Source organism: Devosia sp., assembly GCF_030689745.1.
GTDB classification, from domain to species: domain Bacteria; phylum Pseudomonadota; class Alphaproteobacteria; order Rhizobiales; family Devosiaceae; genus Devosia; species Devosia alba.
In genome coordinates this window covers 1-19,320 of sequence record NZ_JAUYGL010000112.1, presented here as the reverse complement: position 1 = coordinate 19,320, position 19,320 = coordinate 1, and the positions used below count along the sequence as shown (strand labels likewise).

General features: G+C 62.3%; 19 protein-coding genes. 4 read left to right on the top strand and 15 right to left on the bottom strand.

What is annotated here, in order from left to right:
- Positions 1–25 precede the first annotated feature (25 nt).
- The 3 genes from Q8O80_RS09895 to nirK form a co-directional block, all read right to left on the bottom strand.
- Positions 26–718, bottom strand: coding sequence for a Crp/Fnr family transcriptional regulator (locus tag Q8O80_RS09895; protein ID WP_305579301.1), 693 nt, complete (start codon positions 716–718; stop codon positions 26–28).
- Between the two features lie 66 nt (positions 719–784).
- Positions 785–1,672, bottom strand: coding sequence for an SUMF1/EgtB/PvdO family nonheme iron enzyme (locus Q8O80_RS09890; RefSeq protein WP_305579300.1), 888 nt, complete (start codon positions 1,670–1,672; stop codon positions 785–787).
- A gap of 62 nt (positions 1,673–1,734) precedes the next feature.
- On the bottom strand, positions 1,735–2,859 hold the full coding sequence (gene nirK, locus Q8O80_RS09885; RefSeq protein ID WP_305579299.1) for a copper-containing nitrite reductase: 1,125 nt from the start codon (positions 2,857–2,859) through the stop codon (positions 1,735–1,737).
- 222 nt (positions 2,860–3,081) lie between these two features.
- Between nirK and Q8O80_RS09880 the strand changes: the two genes are divergently transcribed.
- Positions 3,082–3,528, top strand: coding sequence for a pseudoazurin (locus Q8O80_RS09880; protein ID WP_305579298.1), 447 nt, complete (start codon positions 3,082–3,084; stop codon positions 3,526–3,528).
- A gap of 174 nt (positions 3,529–3,702) precedes the next feature.
- Here the strand turns inward: Q8O80_RS09880 and Q8O80_RS09875 are convergent, their stop codons facing one another.
- From Q8O80_RS09875 to ytfQ, 5 genes are all read right to left on the bottom strand, one after another.
- The gene (locus tag Q8O80_RS09875; protein ID WP_305579297.1) at positions 3,703–4,440 is read right to left on the bottom strand and encodes a FadR/GntR family transcriptional regulator; all 738 of its coding nucleotides are present in this window, start codon (positions 4,438–4,440) and stop codon (positions 3,703–3,705) included.
- 1 nt (position 4,441) lies between these two features.
- A complete protein-coding gene (gene yjfF / locus Q8O80_RS09870; protein ID WP_305579296.1) occupies positions 4,442–5,419 on the bottom strand; it encodes a galactofuranose ABC transporter, permease protein YjfF in 978 nt (325 codons plus the stop codon).
- Positions 5,416–6,420, bottom strand: coding sequence for an ABC transporter permease (locus tag Q8O80_RS09865; protein WP_305579295.1), 1,005 nt, complete (start codon positions 6,418–6,420; stop codon positions 5,416–5,418). The genes yjfF and Q8O80_RS09865 overlap by 4 nt, the downstream gene beginning before the upstream one ends.
- Positions 6,417–7,934: a sugar ABC transporter ATP-binding protein gene (locus Q8O80_RS09860; protein ID WP_305579294.1), complete on the bottom strand. Its 1,518-nt coding sequence runs from the start codon at positions 7,932–7,934 to the stop codon at positions 6,417–6,419. Before Q8O80_RS09860 ends, Q8O80_RS09865 begins: the two co-directional genes overlap by 4 nt.
- A 211-nt stretch (positions 7,935–8,145) precedes the next feature.
- A complete protein-coding gene (ytfQ, locus tag Q8O80_RS09855; RefSeq protein WP_305579293.1) occupies positions 8,146–9,117 on the bottom strand; it encodes a galactofuranose ABC transporter, galactofuranose-binding protein YtfQ in 972 nt (323 codons plus the stop codon).
- Positions 9,118–9,427: 310 nt separating this feature from the next.
- On the opposite strand from ytfQ, the gene Q8O80_RS09850 reads away from it, so the two are divergent.
- A complete protein-coding gene (locus tag Q8O80_RS09850; RefSeq protein WP_305579292.1) occupies positions 9,428–9,865 on the top strand; it encodes a peptidylprolyl isomerase in 438 nt (145 codons plus the stop codon).
- Positions 9,866–9,955: 90 nt separating this feature from the next.
- Here the strand turns inward: Q8O80_RS09850 and Q8O80_RS09845 are convergent, their stop codons facing one another.
- Both Q8O80_RS09845 and Q8O80_RS09840 read right to left on the bottom strand, forming a co-directional pair.
- The gene (locus Q8O80_RS09845; RefSeq protein ID WP_305579291.1) at positions 9,956–10,204 is read right to left on the bottom strand and encodes a hypothetical protein; all 249 of its coding nucleotides are present in this window, start codon (positions 10,202–10,204) and stop codon (positions 9,956–9,958) included.
- Positions 10,201–10,497 (bottom strand): hypothetical protein, encoded by a 297-nt coding sequence (locus Q8O80_RS09840; protein ID WP_305579290.1) that lies wholly within the window; start codon positions 10,495–10,497, stop codon positions 10,201–10,203. Before Q8O80_RS09840 ends, Q8O80_RS09845 begins: the two co-directional genes overlap by 4 nt.
- A gap of 361 nt (positions 10,498–10,858) precedes the next feature.
- Here Q8O80_RS09840 and Q8O80_RS09835 point away from each other — a divergent pair, with 361 nt between their 5' ends.
- Positions 10,859–11,848, top strand: a complete 990-nt coding sequence (locus tag Q8O80_RS09835) for an acryloyl-CoA reductase (RefSeq protein ID WP_305579289.1) — start codon at positions 10,859–10,861, stop codon at positions 11,846–11,848.
- On the opposite strand, the gene Q8O80_RS09830 is transcribed toward Q8O80_RS09835, so the two are convergent.
- Positions 11,845–13,722, bottom strand: a complete 1,878-nt coding sequence (locus Q8O80_RS09830) for an ABC transporter ATP-binding protein (RefSeq protein WP_305579288.1) — start codon at positions 13,720–13,722, stop codon at positions 11,845–11,847. The genes Q8O80_RS09835 and Q8O80_RS09830 overlap by 4 nt on opposite strands.
- Before the next feature lie 107 nt (positions 13,723–13,829).
- A complete protein-coding gene (locus tag Q8O80_RS09825; RefSeq protein WP_305579287.1) occupies positions 13,830–14,819 on the bottom strand; it encodes an aldo/keto reductase in 990 nt (329 codons plus the stop codon).
- Positions 14,820–14,977: 158 nt separating this feature from the next.
- On the opposite strand from Q8O80_RS09825, the gene Q8O80_RS09820 reads away from it, so the two are divergent.
- Positions 14,978–15,346, top strand: a complete 369-nt coding sequence (locus Q8O80_RS09820) for a VOC family protein (protein WP_305579286.1) — start codon at positions 14,978–14,980, stop codon at positions 15,344–15,346.
- Here Q8O80_RS09820 and Q8O80_RS09815 read toward each other — a convergent pair whose 3' ends face one another.
- The 3 genes from Q8O80_RS09815 to ilvA form a co-directional block, all read right to left on the bottom strand.
- A complete protein-coding gene (locus Q8O80_RS09815) occupies positions 15,347–16,048 on the bottom strand; it encodes a pyrimidine 5'-nucleotidase (RefSeq protein ID WP_305579285.1) in 702 nt (233 codons plus the stop codon).
- Between the two features lie 81 nt (positions 16,049–16,129).
- Positions 16,130–17,377 (bottom strand): hypothetical protein, encoded by a 1,248-nt coding sequence (locus tag Q8O80_RS09810; RefSeq protein ID WP_305579284.1) that lies wholly within the window; start codon positions 17,375–17,377, stop codon positions 16,130–16,132.
- A 177-nt stretch (positions 17,378–17,554) separates the two neighbouring features.
- The gene (gene ilvA, locus Q8O80_RS09805) at positions 17,555–19,063 is read right to left on the bottom strand and encodes a threonine ammonia-lyase, biosynthetic (RefSeq protein ID WP_305579283.1); all 1,509 of its coding nucleotides are present in this window, start codon (positions 19,061–19,063) and stop codon (positions 17,555–17,557) included.
- Between the last annotated feature and the right edge of the window lie 257 nt (positions 19,064–19,320).

Sequence of the window (19,320 nt, the reverse complement as noted above, 5' to 3'; positions counted from 1 at the left end):
GTTGCGTTGGCGCAAGCAGTATCGGCTAATCGCCCTCGGCCAGCTCACGCAAGGCTGTGGCATCGCGTACCAGCAGCTTCTGCCGACCGCCCTTGACCAGTCCCTTGGCCTCCCAGGCACTCAGGATGCGCGACACCGTGTGCAAGGTGGTGCCGGTCATTTCGGCGATGTCCTGCCGCGAAATCGGGAAATCGATGCGGATGCCGGCGCTCTCGGTCTTGCCCGCCTGGATGATCAACCGGAGCACGGCGTGGGCCACGCGGCGTTCAACCTCCTCGGTAGCCATCTCGCGAATGCGGGTATGGGCCTCCTGCAGGCGTTGACCGATGGTCTGCATGGCGTTGACCGCCAGATGGGGGTTCTTTTCGATAAACAGGTCCCATACCTGGGTCGGCCAGCAAATCACGACGCTTTCGGCTGACGCCGTCGGCGTGCCGGGATAATCATCGCGTTGCAGGGCCTTGGCAAAACCGAAAATGTCGCCCGGGTGCACCATTCTGACGATGATCTGCTGACCATCGGCGGTGACCTGGGTGACCTTGAGCCGTCCATGCAAGAGCAGGAAAAACTGCGTTGCCGCGGCGCCCTGCTCGAACACAGCTTCGCCGACGGCAAATCGACGCAGCGTGGCCTGTTCCAGCAGCATATCGAGCTCAGCAGCACTGAGCTTGCTGAACAGGGGCAAGGCGCGCACCAGACTCGGGTCAATTCCAGCCAAAATCACTGCCTCATCGTGTTGTAGGCTGTGCCTACCACGAATAGCGGCTGTCAGGGTACCTTGAATTCAGCTGTGGAAGGGCGCCAGCAGACGGTCGGTCCAGCTGGGGCGGCGCACCAGCCGGAAGCCGAGATTGGCAGGTGGCACGCCAACCGAGCAGCCACCGCTCTTGGCGTCGCGGACAAACACACTCATCGGGGCCCGGTGCTGGCCTTCCAGCAAACGGATCGAGCAGGCCTGGGTCTGGCTCAGAATGGTGCCTGCAGTGTCCACCCGCACCCGGCGGTGGCAGGTCTGCGTCCACTCCCACACATTGCCCGCAATGTCAGCCAGGCCGTGCGCATTAGTGCCAAAGCTGCCCAGGGGCTGGGGGAACCGTCCCCCCGCAGTCTTGCGTGCGGCCTCTGCTTCATAATCAGCCAGCCAGCGCAGGGCGGGGTTGGCGTCGTCGTCGACGACGCTGGTGGCGGTGTCAGTCACTTTTTCGCCAGCGGCAAAATTCCATTCCTCGCTGGTGGGCAAGGTCCAGCTCTGCCCGGTGTGCTGGGACAGCCATGCCGCATAGCGTGTCGCATCATCATAATTGACACCGGTCACGGGAATGTCGCCATTGCCTGAATTCTGCGCCACCGCGCAGGTGCCCTCGGCCACGCAGCGGGCATAGTCGGCCTGACTCACCTGAAACTGCATGATGGTGAGCGGCTCGGCCAGCCGCGCCTGCACCAGGGGCGCATCGACCTCCCGGCCATCGCGCAGCACACTGCCATCCAGGCGATAGGTGAAATCAGCCGGTGCGATGGTCACGGTTGCCGGGCCGGACAGTGTCGCGGCGGGGTTGAGCAGCGCCGGCAAATCGAGCTGAATGCCGACCAGTGCCAGACCCGTGAGCAAAAGGAGACCCGGCAGCGCAATCGAATTGACAGGGGTGGTGAGGAAGCGGGGCAGGGCGTGCATTGTTGCGTTCCATGCAGGAGCGGTGCGGCACCCCAGCGGCGCCGCACCCATGCTTGGGAATATCAGATCGGGCTGGGAGGCATGACGCTGGTCATCAGGTCGTCATTCCAGTCACCGGTCACCTTGAAGTGGCCCGCGGCACCCAGCTCGAAAGCTTCGATCAGATTGTGATTGACGTAGGCGTAAACGCCGGGCTGCAGGAAGGTGTAGAGCGCCACGCCGGCCGCGCCGCCCGCAACAAACCAGGTTTCCATACCCACATCGGGGGCATTGCCAAACTTGCCACCGGGCCAGACATAGTCGCCATGCCCGCCGATAAGGTGCGGACGTGTGTCGCGATTGGCCTGGGAATGGACGACCAGCACGGTCTCGCCAACTGCAGCGGTCATGGCATTGTCGCCAGTCAGCGCACCGACCTTGCCGTTGAACACGACATGGCTGGGCTTGAGTGTGCGCATGACATCAAGGGTGTCGGCATAGCCGTCGCCGATGCTGTCATAGGTCATGTAGTTGCCGTCGGCATCCTTGGGCACATAGAAGTCCTGCTCGCCCACATAGTAGACGCGGTCATAGCTCAGGGGATTGCCCTTGCCATCATTGAGACCCTCGCGCGGCAGCACCAGAATGGCGCCATTCATGCCCGCGGTGACGTGCCACGGTACCATGCCTTCAGGGGCACAATGATAGACGAACGCGCCTGACTTGGTGGCCTTGAAGCGCAGCACGGCCTTTTCACCGGGGTTGACGTCGGTCAGCTGGGCACCGCCCAAAGCGCCAGTGGCGGAATGGAAGTCGATATTGTGCGCCATCAGATTGGTGTCGGGGTTGATCAGTGTCAGTTCGACATAATCGCCCTCATGCACCACCATCAGTGGACCGGGAACCGAGCCGTCGAAGGTCATCGCCCAGATGGTGGTGCCCTCATCGTCGACTTCATGGACCTTCTCTTCGATCGTCATGGTGAATTCGACGATCTTGGGGCCGCCCGTCGCAACCTGCTCATGGGCATGCACGAAGGGTGGCTTGACCAGCTCTACCTTGACGCGCTCCAGCGTTGCAGGATCAACCGAAATTGCAGAAGCTGCTTCAGCTGCGGCAGGTAAGACTGTTGCAATCTGTACGGCTGCACCAATTGCGGTGGCGCCAACAAGTAGATTGCGGCGCGAAATCCCAATATTGCTTGTCATTTTATTATCCTACATTCGGCGTACGGCCTTTTTTGCCGGCGCAACATCTCAATAGATCGGGTAGGCCCGTCTATCTTTGATCCAAAACAAGTTTCTTTCGCTTTCTTTCTCACGAGGAATTGAGTGGATATTTGACATGCGTCAAAGAAAAGCCACCTGTTCCGGTCTAGAAGCGCGGTCAACGGGACCAACATGGCCCGATTGTTCAAGGAGCCCCCCAAGATGCGTAACACCCTCAAAACCCTGCTTGCTGTCGCCCTGCTGAGCGGCATGGTCACTGCCCCAGCCCTGGCAGCAGACTTCGAAGTGCACATGCTCAACAAGGGGGAAGCCGGATCGATGGTGTTCGAGCCGGCCTTCGTCCAGATCCAGCCCGGTGATACGGTGACCTTTGTGCCCACCGACAAGGGCCACAATGCCGAAACCATCAAGGGCATGATCCCTGAGGGTGCCGAGCCGTTCAAGAGCAAGATCAACGAGACCTTTAGCGTCACCTTCGACGTTGCCGGCGCCTACGGCATCAAGTGCACGCCGCACTTCGCCATGGGCATGGTCGCCATGGTTTTCGTCGGTGACGAACTGGAAAATCTCGACGACGTCAAGGAAGTCAAAGTGCCCAAGAAGGTCGGCGAGCGGTTCGAGGCGATCTACGAAGCAGCGGCCCTCTAAGCATCACCCACAGCCGCCGCGCACCATCCATGCGCGGCGCATGAACCAGCAGCGTTGAGGGGCGCGCGCATACTGGTTCGCCAATAGACAGAACCTGTTTGGCGTCGGTGCAGTGAGCACCGGCGCCAATTTTGTCTGGCCACCGCTGATCTGATCCCGGCCGCCGGCCGGCGTTCACAGCAGCAGTTTGGCGCGATTGTTGTCGAGTTCGATCACTGCGCTGCCAGCCAGCGCCGCTGCGCTGGCAGTGCCCGCTTCCACAGCACTGACCAGATCGCCATGGGCCGCCAACGAATCCCGGCAATATGCGGCGCCGGTGCCGGCATCAAGCGACTTCAGCGCCAGTGCCAGGGTGAGTTCGACAATCCCCGTTACCGAGCGGAGCAGGGCATTGCCTGAACTGTCGGCGATGACGCGGTGGATTTCCAGCGCCGACAGACCGTGCGCCTCCAGATTGCCCTGGGCAATGTCCATCTGGTGCAGCCAGTATTTCATCAGGCGAACATGCTCGGCAGTGCGGCGGGCGCTGGCCAGCGCGATCGCGCGGGCCTCCAGCGCGCCACGGACATCGAACAGGCTTTCGAAAAAGCGCTGGTCGGGCTTGGCGTAGAAGTGCCATGAGAGCACCTGCGGATCAAAAAAGCTCCAGCGACTGGAAGGCGTGACGCGCGTGCCGACCTTTGGCCGCGCCTCCACCATGCCCTTGGCCTCAAGCGTCTTGAGCGCCTCGCGCAGCACCGTGCGCGAGACCCCGTAGGTTTCCATCATCTCCGCGTCATTGGCCAGGATCGAGCCGATCGGAAATCGGCCCGTGACGATCCCCAGGCCGATCTCATTGATCACGAAGGTATGGAAATTCCGTGCAGCAGGTCGCCCGGATAACGAGCGAATGAGGCTGCCTGCTTCGATCATGCTATGCTTTCTCGGGCGATTTCTCTGCCGGAGCGGAGGCCGCAAATATGACGCGCTGCAGCACGATGAACATGAAGAGCAGCACACCAATGACGATCTTGGTCCACCAACTCGACAGCGTGCCATCAAAGATGATGTAGGTCTGAACCAGCCCCAATAGCATCACGCCAACGAATGTGCCCAGCACAAATCCATAGCCGCCGGTGAGCAGTGTGCCACCGATAACCACCGCGCTGATCGCGTCAAGTTCCACACCCACGGCCGCCAGCGGATATCCCGCGGAGGTGTAGAGCGAGAACACGATCCCCGCCAGGGCCGCCAGCATGCTCGACAGCATATAGATCTGCACCGTCGTCTGCGCCACCGGCACGCCCATCAGCGAAGCCGACACCGGATTGCCGCCCAGGGCATAGACATAGGAGCCGAATTTGGTGCGGTGGGCCAGCAGGGCGCCGCCGAGGAACACCACGATCATCAGCATGCCGATGAAGCTCATCCGGCCACCGCCGGGCAGGCGGATCATCAGATCACCCAGCGTGTCGTAGAATTCGTGCCGGATCGGCACTGAATCCTGGGTGATGATTGAGGCGCCGCCGCGCGCCAGGAACATACCCGCCAGCGTCACGATGAACGACGGCACCTGCAGATAGTGGATGGTAACGCCCATGGCCGCGCCGAACAGGCCGGCCACCCCCAGCGCGATGGCAAAGGCCGCCAGCGGGTGAAAGCCCAGCCAGCTGACGAGGACCGCAATCAGCACTCCGGTGAAGCCAATGACCGCGCCCACCGACAGATCGATGCCGCCCGAGATGATGACGAAGGTCATGCCCACCGCGGTAATGCCCAGAAACGCATTGTCGGTGAGGAAATTGCCCAGCACCCGCGTCGACAGCATATTGGGGAATTGCAGCACGCTGAGCGCATAGGCAATGAAGAAGATGACCGCTGTGGCGGCAAGCGGACGCAGGCTGCGTTTCATTTGGCGGTCGCCTTGCTGGTGGTTACGAGACGCCGCCTGAACGGCAAGGCGGCATAGGGCGACTGGATAAGCAGGATCAGGATGATCATCCCGGCCTTGACCACCAGATTGAATTCCGGCGGGAAGCCTGACACCAGAATGCCGGTATTCATGGCCTGGATGATCAGTGCGCCGACCACGGCCATCGGAATGGAGAAGCGTCCGCCCAGCAGCGAGGTGCCGCCGATGACCACGGCCAGAATGGCATCGAGTTCCAGCCAAAGCCCGGAATTGTTGGCGTCGGCGCCGCGAATGTCGGCGGCCACCACAATGCCGGCTATGGCGGCGCAAAGCCCGGACAGACCATAAACCAGCATAAGCAGCATGCGGCTGCGAATGCCCGCCAGCGCGGCGGCGGCGCGGTTGACCCCGATCGCCTGCACGAACAGCCCAATGGCGCTGCGGCGCACCAATAGGGTCACCGAAACCATCAGCGCCACGGCGATGACGGCCGCCATGGGAAAGCCCAGGAATGAGCCGGTGCCGATAAAGATCAGCACCGGGTCATTGAAGGTGACAATCGAGCCCTCGGTGATCAACTGGGCAATGCCGCGCCCGGCCACCATCAGCACCAGCGTCGCCACGATGGGCTGGATATCGAGTACAGCCACCAGAAAGCCGTTCCACAGCCCGCAGGCCAGACCGGCCAGTAGCGCTGCCCCCACCGCAATCGGCGCCGGGTAGCCGGCTACCACCATGGTTGCGGCGACGGCGCCGCATACCGCCATGATGGCGCCGACCGACAGGTCGACCCCCTTGGTGGCAATCACCCCGGTCATGCCGACGGCCAGAATGGCCACCGGAGCGCCGCGATTGAGCACGTCAATAATGCTGCCGAAGAAACGTCCATCCTGCCAGGTGACGTTGAAGAAATTGGGGAACAGCAGCCAGTTCAGCAACAGCACCCCGGTCAGGGCCAGCAATTGCGGATTGGCGAGGCGTTCGAAAGGTACGCGTCTCATGACACAGCCTCGTCGGGATGGTTGGCAATGGCCTGCACGATAATGCCGGGATTGATGTTCTTGCCGTGCAGTTCGGCCACCATTTCGCGGTCGCGCATCACCACGATGCGGGAACTGTAGGCGACGACCTCGTCGAGTTCCGAGGAGATCACCAGCATGGCCATGCCATCGTCGCGCAGGCGGTTGATGGTGCGCACGATTTCGGCATGCGCCCCCACATCAATGCCCCGGGTGGGTTCGTCCAGAATGAGGAAGGCCGGGTCCGTGGCCAGCCAGCGCGACAGAATGGCCTTCTGTTGATTGCCGCCCGACAGCAGCTTGATCGGCATGTCGAGCGAAGCGGCGCGGATATCCATGGACTCGCTGAACTTGCCGGCGATCTCCAACTGCTCATCGCGGTTGAGGGCGCGGAACCAGCCCAGCTTGCCCTGCAGCGCGATGACAATGTTCTCGCGCACCGACAGATCGCCGAAAATGCCCTCGGCCTTGCGATCCTCGGGACAGAAGCCGAAGCGATGGCCGATGGCGTCGGTGGTATGGCGAATGGCCTCGCTCGCGCCTTCAATGCGCAGCGTGCCTTGGTCAGCCGGATCAGCGCCGAACATGATCCGGGCCAGTTCCGTCCGCCCCGAACCCAGCAGGCCCGCGACCCCGATCACTTCGCCCTTGTGAATGGTCAGGTCGAACGGGCTCACCGTGCCCTTGCGGCCATAGCCGCTGAATTCTAGCAACACCTCGCGGTGCGCCGATTCCGGCTCCAGATCGGTGGAACCGTTGAACGCAATGTCCTTGCCCAGCATCAACCGCACCACATCGGTGCGGCTGAGCGCGTCGAGCATCTGGGTTTCCACCAACTGGCCATTGCGCAGCACGGTTACCCGATCGGCAATGGCAAATACCTGGTCGAGGAAATGGGTGATGAAAATGATGGCCAGGCCGCTCCGCTTGAGCTCGCCAATCACCTCGAACAGGCGCTCGACCTCGTTGCGATCCAGACTTGCCGTTGGCTCGTCCAGGATCAGCACCTTGCCCGACAGCGCCACCGCGCGGGCAATGGCCACGATCTGTTGCACGGCCACCGAATGGCTGCCCAGTTCGCTGCCCGGATCCAGAGTCAGTCCATACCGGGTCAGCAGCACCCGCGCATCGGCTTCCATCTGACGATGATCCACCAGGCCAAAGCGGGTGGGCTGGTGGCCCAGATAGAGGTTTTCCGCCACCGACCGATTGGGCAGCAGATTGACCTCCTGATACACGGTGCCGATGCCATGGGTCTGGGCATGCAGGGGATTGTCGAGGGTAACCGGCTCCCCATCCACCAGCACGGCCCCGCCATCTGGCTGGTAGGCGCCGGTCAAGATCTTGATCAGGGTGGATTTGCCGGCCCCGTTCTCGCCCAGCAGGGCATGCACCTCGCCGGCGCGCAGGCCGAAATCGATGGCATCGAGCGCGATATGGCCGCCGAATATCTTGATGATGCCGCGCGCTTCGAGCACGTACTGGCTTTCGGTCATGGCCGCTCTCCCCCGTTTCTGGCTACCGAGTTCTCAGTCATCTGCCGCCCCTTGTAGGGCGAGATCAAGGGCGGGGGTACCTGCGGCACCACGCGCCCAAAGACCTGAGAGTTTGCTGACAGCCCGAAACCCCCACCCTCACTCCCTCCCCACAAGGGGGAGGGAGGCAGATCGGGGCATGCGACCAGCAGTTGGTCGCCTATCTCTCTACTTAGTAGCCCAGGCCCTTGCGGGTGTCATACTCGCCCTGCGGGTTGTCAGCAGGTGTATAGAGCTTGGACTCGGTGATGATGAACTTCTCAGGCGCCGTGCCATCAGCCAGATAGGCCGAGAGCGCGTCGAAAGCCGGGCCGGCCATGTTGGGCGTCAGCTCAACGGTGGCATTGGCCTCGCCGGCCGCCATGGCGGCAAAGATGTCCGGCACGGCGTCGATGGACACCACCTTGATGTCGGTGCCGGGCTTGAGACCGGCATCCTTGATGGCCTGGATGGCGCCAACGGCCATATCGTCATTATGGGCATAGACCGCGCAGATATCGGCGCCGCCATTCTCGGCCTTGATGAAGCCTTCCATCACTTCCTTGCCCTTGGAGCGGGTGAAGTCGCCGGTCTGGCTGCGGGCAATGGTGATGTTGTCGTGCCCGGCAATGGCTTCTTCAAAGCCCTGCTTGCGGTTGATGGCGGGGGTGGAGCCGACCGTGCCCTGCAGTTCGACGACCTTGCAGTCGGCATCGCCGATTTCGGCAACCAGCCATTCGCCGGCAACCCGGCCTTCCTTGACCTGATCGGAGGCTACCGAGGTCAGGTACAGATCTTCCGGCGCATCGACGCCTCGGTCGAGCAGGATCACCGGAATTTCGGCTTCCTTGGCTTCGGTCAGCACATCGTCCCAGCCCGTGGCGACGACGGGCGCAACCATGATGGCGTCCACACCCTGCGCGATGAAGCCGCGAATGGCCTTGATCTGGTTTTCCTGCTTCTGTTGCGCATCGGCGAATTTGAGGTCGATGCCGCGGTCTGCGGCCTGCTGCTTGGTGACTGAAGTCTCGGCGGCGCGCCAGCCCGATTCCGAGCCGATCTGGCTGAAGCCGATAACCTTGCCCTGCAGGTCCTGGGCCAGGCTGACAGACGTCAAAGCGGTAGCGAGGCTTGCCGCGATGGCAAGCTTGGTGATGATGTTCACGATGTCCTCCCAATAAGTGGTCGCGGCGGTGTGTTCACCTGCGGCGATAAGATGACGCTACATAAAGTACTATTATATGTAAAGACCGATCTTGCGACCTTATCCCGGGTCGGGTTTCGGCCGCCGTTCACGGGCCGATCTGCCCGCCAAGCGGCGTGCGAGGGGGCTGCCCGTCAACAGTTTTTTGCCGGTGGCGGTTTAAATTTTGCCTTGGTTTGCCTACATATTGGCCAAGCGTCGTGCGTAATCGGGCGTGCGGCTGATCCAACGGGGGCCCTTTTTGGGCCCGTATTTTCATAGGAGAGCAGCCATGACCGAAGCAAAAACCGGAGACATTGTCCGCATCAATTATGCGGGTCGTCTCACCGACGGCACCAGTTTCGATTCCTCGGAAGGCCGTGAACCCCTGCAGTTTACCCTTGGCGAAGGCCAGGTAATCGCGGGCCTGGAGGCCCATGTCGCCGGCATGGCTCCGGGCGACAAGTCAACCGTGACCATCCCCTGCGATCAGGCTTATGGTCCCCACCGTGCCGAAGCGGTCCAGACTCTGGAGCGCACCAAGGTGCCAGCCGGCATCGACATAGAAGTGGGCACCCAGTTGCAGGCCAGAACCGCCGACGGCAGCATGCTGCCGATCCGGGTCGTGGAACTGGACGATGCGATCGTCAAGGTTGACGCCAACCACCCCCTTGCCGGGCAGGATCTGATTTTCGACGTCGAACTGGTCGAGATCGTCAAGGCCGCCTAGAAAAGCGCGCCATGATCACAATGAAACAGGCGGACACTCGAAAGAGCGTCCGCCTGTTCTGATTTTTGCTATCAGCGCGGTCAGCTTTGCCTAGGCGGCAACTTCCTGACGCGGCAATGGATAGGCTTCGGCCTCATAAAGTGCCTTGATGGCCATGCCGTCAAAACGGCCGCTGCGGACTTCCAATATCGTGCCGCCGAGGCCCGCTTCGGGCAGCTCTTCCATGACGAAGCGGATGGCTTCAGATGCCTTGGCAAAGCGGCGATACTGGGTCTGCTGCGACTTGGCCACCCGGCGGCTTGGGAACAACTCGGCGGCGGCATCATAATTGAACGTCATGTCGGCTCCTTAATGGCAAGAGCCCGCGAGCGGGCCCGGCTGGGTTGGTGCAGCTTCTTGCGCGGCAGCGGATAATCAGCGCTCCTGTAGAGCCAGATCATCCGGTCATTGCTATGGCGCTTGCCGTTCAACTCAAGGCTGGCGCCTTTGAGACTGACCGGGGCCGCCTCTTCAAGTGCGAAGCGGAGGGCCTGGGCTGCGGTACGAAAGGTGCGGGGCCCTTGGGCCGCCGCCGCGTGCCAGTCGCTGCCAAGGTAAAGCGCGGCAGGCGCCTGGAAATCAAACTGTGTCATTTTCTCTCATTTGTTCCGGCACTGTGCCGAAACCAGTTTATTTGTGGGGCCGCGAAACGCTGGCCGTGCTCGAATAGCGCGATGCGGGCGCACAAAAGGCAGCCAATGGCATCGCGACCGCCCAGCACCATGCTGGTCGGTACAACACGCTCGCAAAAATCAGGAAAGCCAATAGGCCGGTAATCCGGCTGTTGGACAGCTATGATGCGCTGAAACGTATGCGCTCAATATAGGCACAACTGGCCGATTATGCAAGTTGACCGCAATTTGAGCCTGAACAGACGGTCCAGACGCGGATTGGAAAATCACCGCTGACAGGGCAGACTGCTCACCAACACCGATTATCACGAAGGATCGTCCCATGGGATTTCGCGCACTGCTCACCGATCGGGATGCCGGGGGGAAGGTCACTTCCACTGTCGCCGAGATTGACGAGGCCAGCCTGCCTGCCGGCAATGTGACCGTCGATATCGATTGGGCGGGCCTCAACTACAAGGACGGGCTCTGCCTGACCGGGGGCGGTGGTCTGGTGCGCAATTATCCCCATGTCGCCGGCATCGATTTTGCCGGCACGGTGCGCCACAGCGCCGATGATCGCTATGCAGAAGGGCAGGAAGTGGTGCTGACCGGCTGGCGCGTCGGTGAAGTGCAATGGGGCGGCTATGCCGAACGCGCCCGGGTCAATGCCGATTGGCTGGTGCCGCTGCCCCAGGGGCTCAGCACCCGCGACGCCATGGTGGTGGGCACGGCCGGACTGACCGCCATGCTCTCGATCAACCGGCTGGAAGCGGCGGGCATCAGCCCCCAGTCCGGCGTGGTGCTGGTCACCGGGGCGGCCGGCGGCGTTGGCTCGATTGCCACCGCGCTGCTGGCCCGGCTGGGCTATAGCGTGGCGGCGCTGTCGGGCCGCCCGCAACATGGTGAGGCGCTCAAGGCCCTGGGCGCGGCCAGCATTGTCGACCGAAACGAGTTCCTCGCCCAGCCCGACAAGGTGCTGGAATCGGCCCGCTGGGCGGCGGCCATCGACAGCGTCGGCGGCAAGGTGCTGGGCAAGCTGCTCAAGCAGATCAACTATGGCGGCGCCGTCGCCAGCCTGGGCAATGCAGGTGGCATCGAGCTCAACACCAATGTGCTGCCCTTCATCCTGCGCGGGGTCACCCTGATCGGCATCGACAGCGTGATGCAGCCCTATGCCACCCGTATCGCCGCCTGGCAGCGCATCGCCAAAACCTTCGACATTGCCGCCTATGGCAAGCTGGTGCGCGAGATCGGGCTGGAAGAGCTGCCCGCAGCGGCCGAGCAGATCCTGGCCGGCCAGATCAACGGGCGGGTGCTGGTGCGGCCGCACTAGCGGTAGCCCGCCGCCTGCAGCTCGAACAGCTCGGCATAGTGGCCCCGCAGCGCCAGCAGCTCGGCATGGGTGCCCGCTTCGAGAATGGCGCCATTCTCCAGCACCAGAATGCGATCGGCCATGCGTACGGTCGAAAAGCGGTGCGAGATGATCACCGCAGTCTTGCCGGCCGCCAGGCTCTTGAAGCGCGAGAACACTTCGGCCTCCGCCTTGGCGTCAAGGGCTGCGGTGGGCTCGTCCAGAATGATCAGCCCGGCATCGCGCATATAGGCGCGGGCAATCGCCACCTTCTGCCACTCGCCGCCGCTCAGATCGCGCCCCTTGTTGAACAGGCGCCCCAATTGCTGGTCATAGCCCTGCGGCAGCTTGGCGATCACCGCATCGGCCAGGCTCCGCTCGGCCGCGCTGGCAATCCGCTCCATATCCTGCTGCGCCTCAATGCGCCCCACCCCGATATTGTCGCGGGCGCTGAGGCTGTAGCGGATGAAATCCTGAAAGATCACCCCGATATGGGCGTGGATATCGCTGACGGCAAAATCCCGCAGATCGATGCCGTCCACGGTGATGCGGCCTTCATCGGGATCGTAGAGCCGGGTCAGCAGCTTGACGATGGTGGTCTTGCCCGCCCCGTTTTCCCCCACCAGGGCCAGCGTTTCGCCGGCCTGCAGCGTGAAGCTGAGATGGCGCAGCGCCCAGGTCCTGGTATCGGGATAGCGAAAGCCGACATCCTCAAACACGATGCCGCTGGCGATCGGGTCTGGGAACGGCTTGGGCGTCGCCGGCGACACGATGCCGGGCTCGATCTCGAAGAACGAGAACAGGTCGTCGAGATACATTGACTGCCCCGCAATCTGGGTGAAGCCGAGCAGCAGCTTCTGGAACAATCCATTGAGCCGCAGAAACGAGCCTGACAGAAACGCCAGGTCACCGATGGAAAAATCCCCCACAATGGTGCGCCAGACAATAAAGCCATAGGCGCCATAATAGGTCAGCGTCGAGATTGCCGAGAACAGCGCCCCCCAGAACGAGCGCTGCATCGCGATGCGGCGATTATCGGCAAAGATCCGCTGCGCCAGCGTCTTGAACCGCTCGATCAGAAAGCCGCCCAGGCCGAACAGCTTGATTTCCTTGGCCGTCTCGGCACTGGCCCCGACATGGCGGATATATTCCAGCTCGCGCCGTTCCGGCGTGCGCCAGCGGCTCATCATATAGGCCAGCGTGTTGAACCTTGCCTCGCCCCACACCGCAGGCACAAAGCTCAGCGGCAGCAGCAGGATCAGCCAGGGCGCATAGACGAACAGGCCCGCCGCCAGCGTCGCCACGGTGATGATGTCCTGCGCCTGTCCGAACATCTGGCTCAGCAGCGCATTGCGTCCTGCGGCCTGCCGCCGCGCGCGCTCCAGCTTGTCCTGATATTCAGCCGATTCAAAATGCACCAGATCGAGCGTGGCGGCATGGGCCATCAACTCGACGCTGACGGTATTGGAGTGCAGCTCCGACAGGATCGAATCCACCAGCCCGGTAATGCGCGTCAATAGATCGGACGCCAGCACCAGCGCCAGTTCGACCAGCAGCAGGACGATGACGGGCGTCAGCGCGCCACTGCTCCACCAATCGGCAAAATCGGGGCCCGGCGGGGTACTGCCGGTCAGCCGCACCACTTCGTCGATGATCAGCTTGCCGACATAAAGCAGGGCAATCGGCTGCAGCGAGGCCACCAGCCGCAACCCGAAACTGGCCGCGGTCAGTGACTTGCTGGTGCGCCAGATCTGCGCCAGCAACCGGCCGAGATGGCGCAGATTGTCGACGCGCTCGCGAAAACTCGGGGTCTTGCTGGCAAGGGGCGGCGGGCGGCGCCCGGGAAGGTCGGTCATGCGATGATCCTAGCCCGGCGCCAGGTGGCGGGGAATACAATTGCATGGCGCCCGGCGCCATAGCGGCAGACCTTCCCGACCGGGCCGGGAAGGCCAATGGGCCGGGGCTAGAAGCGCTGCCGTTCGGCCGGCTTGTTGCCCATGATGGCTTCAATTTTCTCGATCACATCGGGTGTCAGCCTGGCCTTGGAATCCAGCGCCGAAAGGTTGTCGGCCAGCTGGGATTTCCTGGACGCACCCAGAATCACCGTCGAGACATGGGGGTTGTTCAGGCACCACAGCAGCGCCAGATGGTGAATGGGCAGGCCGATATCCTTGGCCAGCCCGGCCAGCAGCTTGACCTTTTCCAGCTTCGCCTGGCCGGCTTCGCTGGTCCAGGCCTCCTTGAGCCACTCATAGCCTGGCAGGTTGAAGCGGCTGTCCTCGGGGATGCCGTCATTGTACTTGCCGGTCAGTGCGCCCGAGGCCAGCGGCGACCAGATGGTGGTGCCCAGGCCCATCAGATCATAGAGCGGCAGATAGTCGTTCTCGACCTTTTCGCGGGTGAACAGATTGTATTGTGGCTGCTCCATCACCGGCGCGGTGATCTTGAGGTCCCTGGCCACGGCCCAGGCCTCGGTCAACTGCTGGGCGTTCCATTCCGAGGTGCCCCAATAGAGAATCTTGCCCTGGGTCACCAGATTGTGCATCGCCCACACCGTCTCCTCAATGGGTGTGTCGATGTCGGGTCGGTGGCAGAAGTACAGATCCAGATAATCCACCTGCAGCCGCTTGAGCGCCGCGTGGCAGGCCTCGGTGACATGCTTGCGGCTCAGGCCTTTCTGCGTCGGCTTGCTGCCACCCCAGAACACCTTGGAAGACACCACAAAGCTGTCCCGGCTCCAGCCGAGATCCTTCAGCGCTGCGCCCATCAGGGTTTCGGACTCGCCGGCCTCATAGCCTTCGGCATTGTCGAAGAAATTGATGCCCTCATCATAGGCCAGGCTCATCAGCGCCATGGCTTCGGCGTGGTCGACCTGCTTGGAGAAGGTGACCCAACTCCCCAGTGAGACTTCGCTGACCTTCAGGCCAGACTTTCCCAAACGACGATATTCCATGGGGTTTTTCCTGTTGTTGCAGTAGGTGTTTCTTCATCGGTGTATGACGATGGATGATGGGGTCCTTGCGATCTGCCCATTGCCCTGTAAAGCGCGCGCTGGACGACCGGCGGCGGCGGGCCTAACCTTGTCTCTCATCAGCCCATCGGGAGGGCATCATGCTCAAGGACATCGATTCATCTGCCATTGTTGCCGTCCATGATATCGATCGCGCCAGGGATTTCTACACTGCCACGCTCGGCCTCGACCTGCTCGAGGACGACGGTTCAGTGCTGACCTTGCGAACCGGGACGACCGCGCTGGTGGTTTACCTCTCCGATTTCGCAGGCACCAATCAGGCCAATGCCGTGGTCTGGGGCGTGGGCACCCAGTTTGACGATATTGTCGCCGCCCTCCGGGCCAAAAATGTGACCTTCGAGCATTATGACATGATGGAGCGGCGCGGGGATATCCATGTGGCCGGCGACTTCAAAGGCGCGTGGTTCAAGGATCCCGACGGCAATCTGCTGCATCTGAACAATATGTGACTAGGGCCGCTCGCGCAGGAACCGGGTCAGATCGTCGGTCAAATGATGGACATGCGCGCCCGCGCTGCGGCTCAGCTCCCAGGCTTCCACCTGCTCATGGGCGAAGTCTTCACCGGCCACGACCTGCACGGTGGCCATGCCAACCTCGTGCGGCACGACCAGGTTCTTTTCCAGATCGTCGAACATCACCGCCCTGGTCGGATCGATGCCATGCAGGGCAAAAAATCCCTCATAGGCCGCGCGGTGCGGCTTGGGCACAAAGGTCATGGCGCGGATATCGTGCACATGCTCGAACAGCTCGGCCCCGCCCAGCCGCGCCAGCACGGCGCGGGCATGGCCGGTATCGCCATTGGTCAGAATGAACTTTCGCCCGGGCAGGGCGGTAATCACCTCGACCAGATCGGGATGCGGCGCCACCGGCGAATAGTCGATGGCATGAACCGTATCGAGAAAATGGTCCGGGTCGACCTTGTGCTGGCTCATCAGGCCGTTCAGCGTGGTGCCGAAGTCGCGATAATAGCTCTTTTGCAGCGTCCGCGCCGCGTCGAACTCGAGCTCGGTCAGCGCCATCACATAATGGGTGATGTTGATATCAATCTGCGCAAACAGATTGCAGCTGCGCGGATACAGCGTGTTGTCGAGGTCAAACACCCAGTCGGTGACGTGGCTGAGGCTGCGGCTTGGTGGCGTCAAATCATTCATATCGCCCACTATGCCTGAACTTTCTCAATTTTTCACCCAGGAGGATCGGGAGCGGCCCGTGAGGGCCGCTCCCGGATCAGCCTATTGGGCTGGTGTATTGGCTTCGATCACCAGTCCCAGCGCCTTGATCAGGCCAGCGGGATTGGCGGCGGCGGCCATCACCACCAGAACCGAGGTCGGCGATGGCGGCGCGATCCGGATTTCGAGGCTTTCCGGATTGTCGAGGAAGGCTTCAACCGGCGGCACCACGATGTCCTTGAGGGCCGGAATGCCCGATTGGCCAACCATCATCGGCAGCGTCGACTTCAGGCCCGCCACGAACCTGGCGCGATCGGCACCGGACTGGGCGGCAAAGAAGTCCAGCAGCTTGCCGGCCAGCGACGCATCGTCATAGCGCACCGAAGCGCCGACAATGGACACGCCCTGCATGATGGCCATGCCGCTCATCATCTGCGCTTGAGCCATTTCGTCGGTCATCTCGCCATCGGCGGCCATATCGGTCTGCATGGCCATGATCTGGTCGAGCACCGCCGGCGTGAGACCCGTCACGTCGGCCCGAAGGTCCAGCGCGCCAATATCGGCGAAGTCGAACAGGAACTGGTTGATGGTGGCCTGGCCGTCAGCCATTGTCCAGGTCATGTCGCTGCTGATGTTGCCAGCAATCGAGGTCAGGCCGAGGGCGTCGATAATCGCGCCGGCTTCGGGGTCCTCTTCGCTGACGGTGGACAGGTCGACAGTGATTCCGTTGATGGCGAAGCTCGAGTCCAGGCCGATGAGTTCAGCGCTGTTCTGGCTCGGATTGAAGGTGGTGACGGTTTCCATCGACTCAACGGCAATGACCTCTTCGCCATCACGGGTGATGGACAGCGGACCGGTCGAGGCCGACTCCAGCCACTGCATGCTCTCGATAGCCGAAACGGTGTCACCGCCTGGCAAGTAGAAGCCGTTCAGGCGAATGTCGCTCAGCGTTATGTGGCCGACCGGATCGGCGCTAAAATCGCTGTCGATGTCGGGGATGGTGATGGTCTGGGCGGTATAGCTGCCGTCAGCGCCTTCCGAGACGCCGGAAAAGGTGATTTCGGTGTCAAGGACCATGGGGTCAGTCGATACCTCGACAGGGTCGATGATGGTGACGGTCACGCCATCGACGGTGATGGTATCGCCATCCAGCGTGGCCGGCCCGAACTGCAGATCGTAACCCTGCGTCTTCCAGACGGTTGCGACGCGATCAACGAAGGCCTGGGCTTCAAGCGCGCTGGCCTGGCTCATCAGGGCGGCGGTCGCAACGCTGCTCAGCAGCATCAGGATTGGTGTTCTGTTGGTCCACATCAGCGTCTCCGGCTCGTTCGTGTTGGTTGATCGGGGGGCAGGGATGATCAGTCAATTGGGTGGCGTGGTGGTGAGTAGATGGCGTCGGGGCCGTCCGATTGCAATATAAATCAGCCAAAATCAGGGCCTTGGACGCTAGTGCTCCTTTATATCACCCTAACGACAGCCATTGTATTCTTACAGGAACTGCCGATAGGCCGGGTTGTTGGTCTCCTCCCAATAGGGGAAGCCGACCGCATCGATATGGGCGATGAAATCGGCATGGGTCTCGACCGGCACCTGCACGCCCACCAGCACCCGTCCATAATCGGCACCGTGATTGCGATAGTGGAACAGCGAAATGTTCCAGGCGTCATTGAGCCCCTCGAGGAACTTCAGCAAGGCGCCGGGCCGCTCGGGGAACTGGAAGCGATAGACCACCTCGTCCTTGAGATCGGCGACACGCCCGCCCACCATGTAGCGCACATGCAGCTTGGCCACTTCGTTGTCGGTCATGTCGATGACGCCCAGCCTGTTGCCGCGCAGCAGCGCGATGATCTCGTGCTTTTCGGCATCGCCCCCGGTCAGCTTGACCCCGACAAAGATCTTGGCGCTGGCGCCATGGGCAAAGCGGTAGTTGAATTCGGTGATCGAGCGCGGTCCGAGCAGGCGCATGAAGCTGCGGTAGCTGCCGGGATGCTCAGGGATCTCCACAGCCAGCAGCGCCTCGGCGCGCTCGCCGATCTCGGCCCGCTCGGCGACATAGCGCAGCCGGTCAAAATTGACATTGGCGCCCGAATTGATGGCGATCAGCGCCCCTTGGGGGGCCGCGCCCTGCTCGACCTGACGGCGCAATCCGGCCAGCGCCAGCGCCCCCGCGGGTTCGGCAATGGCGCGGTGGTCGTCAAAAATATCCTTGATCGCCGCGCAGATTTCATCGGCCGTCACGGTGACGATATCGTCGAGCAGTTCGCGACAGATCCGGAAGGTCTCCTCGCCAACCTGCCGCACGGCCACGCCATCGGCAAACAGCCCCACCTGGTCGAGCGCCACCGGGTGGCCCGCCGCGATGGCCGCCTGCATGCTGGCCGCCTCTTCCGGCTCGACCCCGATAATGCGGATTTCGGGGCGCAGGAACTTGACGAAGGCGGCAATGCCGGCCGCCAGCCCGCCGCCGCCGATCGGCACATAGATCGCCCCGATCGGTCCCGGATGCTGGCGCAGCAATTCCATGCCGATCGTGCCTTGCCCGGCGATCACATCGGGATCGTCAAACGGGTGCACCACGACATAGCCGTGCTTTTCCGCCAGATGCGCGGCATGGCCACGCGCCGCGTCAAAGCCGTCGCCGAACAGTACCACTTCGCCGCCGCGCTTGCGCACCGCATTGATCTTGATTTCCGGCGTCGTGGTTGGCATCACCACAATGGCGCGAATGCCCAGCCGGTTGGCCGACAGCGCCACGCCCTGGGCATGGTTGCCGGCCGAGGCGCAGATCACCCCGCGCGCCCGTTCCGGGGCACTGAGCTGGGCAATCCGGTTATGCGCACCGCGAATCTTGAACGAGAACACCGGCTGCATGTCCTCGCGCTTGAGCAGCACATCGGCGCCCAGCCGGGCCGAGAGCAGGGTCATCGGCTCCAGCGGGGTTTCCTCGGCGACTTCATAGACCGACGAGGTCAGGATACGGCGGACATAGTCCTGCATGGCGGGCACTCCAATCATGTCCGCGAGCAACGCTCTGGGGGCAAATTTGTCAACACCGGGCGTGCGGAAGCGCCGCCTGCATCGCGGTTGTCACAACAGGAGCGGGCCCCGAGGCGGGTTTCGCCTCTGGTAAGGTAAAATAGTGAGACGGAAACCGCCTCGGGGCGCCGGTTTTTGGAACTGTACGGCGGCACGGGGATCGCTCGCCCCCACACGGCCGGACTGGAACCTGTGGAAGAGACGAACTTCCACCCGGC

What these genes read in the sequence shown, in the direction of transcription:
- Q8O80_RS09880 (WP_305579298.1), top strand. Translation starts at nt 3,082, where the DNA reads ATGCGTAACACCCTCAAAACCCTGCTTGCTGTCGCCCTGCTGAGCGGC.
- nirK (WP_305579299.1), bottom strand. Translation starts at nt 2,859, where the DNA reads ATGACAAGCAATATTGGGATTTCGCGCCGCAATCTACTTGTTGGCGCC.
- Q8O80_RS09810 (WP_305579284.1), bottom strand. Translation starts at nt 17,377, where the DNA reads ATGTGGACCAACAGAACACCAATCCTGATGCTGCTGAGCAGCGTTGCG.
- Q8O80_RS09820 (WP_305579286.1), top strand. Translation starts at nt 14,978, where the DNA reads ATGCTCAAGGACATCGATTCATCTGCCATTGTTGCCGTCCATGATATC.
- Q8O80_RS09850 (WP_305579292.1), top strand. Translation starts at nt 9,428, where the DNA reads ATGACCGAAGCAAAAACCGGAGACATTGTCCGCATCAATTATGCGGGT.
- Q8O80_RS09840 (WP_305579290.1), bottom strand. Translation starts at nt 10,497, where the DNA reads ATGACACAGTTTGATTTCCAGGCGCCTGCCGCGCTTTACCTTGGCAGC.
- yjfF (WP_305579296.1), bottom strand. Translation starts at nt 5,419, where the DNA reads ATGAAACGCAGCCTGCGTCCGCTTGCCGCCACAGCGGTCATCTTCTTC.
- ilvA (WP_305579283.1), bottom strand. Translation starts at nt 19,063, where the DNA reads ATGCAGGACTATGTCCGCCGTATCCTGACCTCGTCGGTCTATGAAGTC.
- Q8O80_RS09875 (WP_305579297.1), bottom strand. Translation starts at nt 4,440, where the DNA reads ATGATCGAAGCAGGCAGCCTCATTCGCTCGTTATCCGGGCGACCTGCT.
- Q8O80_RS09845 (WP_305579291.1), bottom strand. Translation starts at nt 10,204, where the DNA reads ATGACGTTCAATTATGATGCCGCCGCCGAGTTGTTCCCAAGCCGCCGG.
- Q8O80_RS09865 (WP_305579295.1), bottom strand. Translation starts at nt 6,420, where the DNA reads ATGAGACGCGTACCTTTCGAACGCCTCGCCAATCCGCAATTGCTGGCC.
- Q8O80_RS09835 (WP_305579289.1), top strand. Translation starts at nt 10,859, where the DNA reads ATGGGATTTCGCGCACTGCTCACCGATCGGGATGCCGGGGGGAAGGTC.
- Q8O80_RS09825 (WP_305579287.1), bottom strand. Translation starts at nt 14,819, where the DNA reads ATGGAATATCGTCGTTTGGGAAAGTCTGGCCTGAAGGTCAGCGAAGTC.
- Q8O80_RS09830 (WP_305579288.1), bottom strand. Translation starts at nt 13,722, where the DNA reads ATGACCGACCTTCCCGGGCGCCGCCCGCCGCCCCTTGCCAGCAAGACC.
- Q8O80_RS09890 (WP_305579300.1), bottom strand. Translation starts at nt 1,672, where the DNA reads ATGCACGCCCTGCCCCGCTTCCTCACCACCCCTGTCAATTCGATTGCG.
- Q8O80_RS09815 (WP_305579285.1), bottom strand. Translation starts at nt 16,048, where the DNA reads ATGAATGATTTGACGCCACCAAGCCGCAGCCTCAGCCACGTCACCGAC.
- Q8O80_RS09860 (WP_305579294.1), bottom strand. Translation starts at nt 7,934, where the DNA reads ATGACCGAAAGCCAGTACGTGCTCGAAGCGCGCGGCATCATCAAGATA.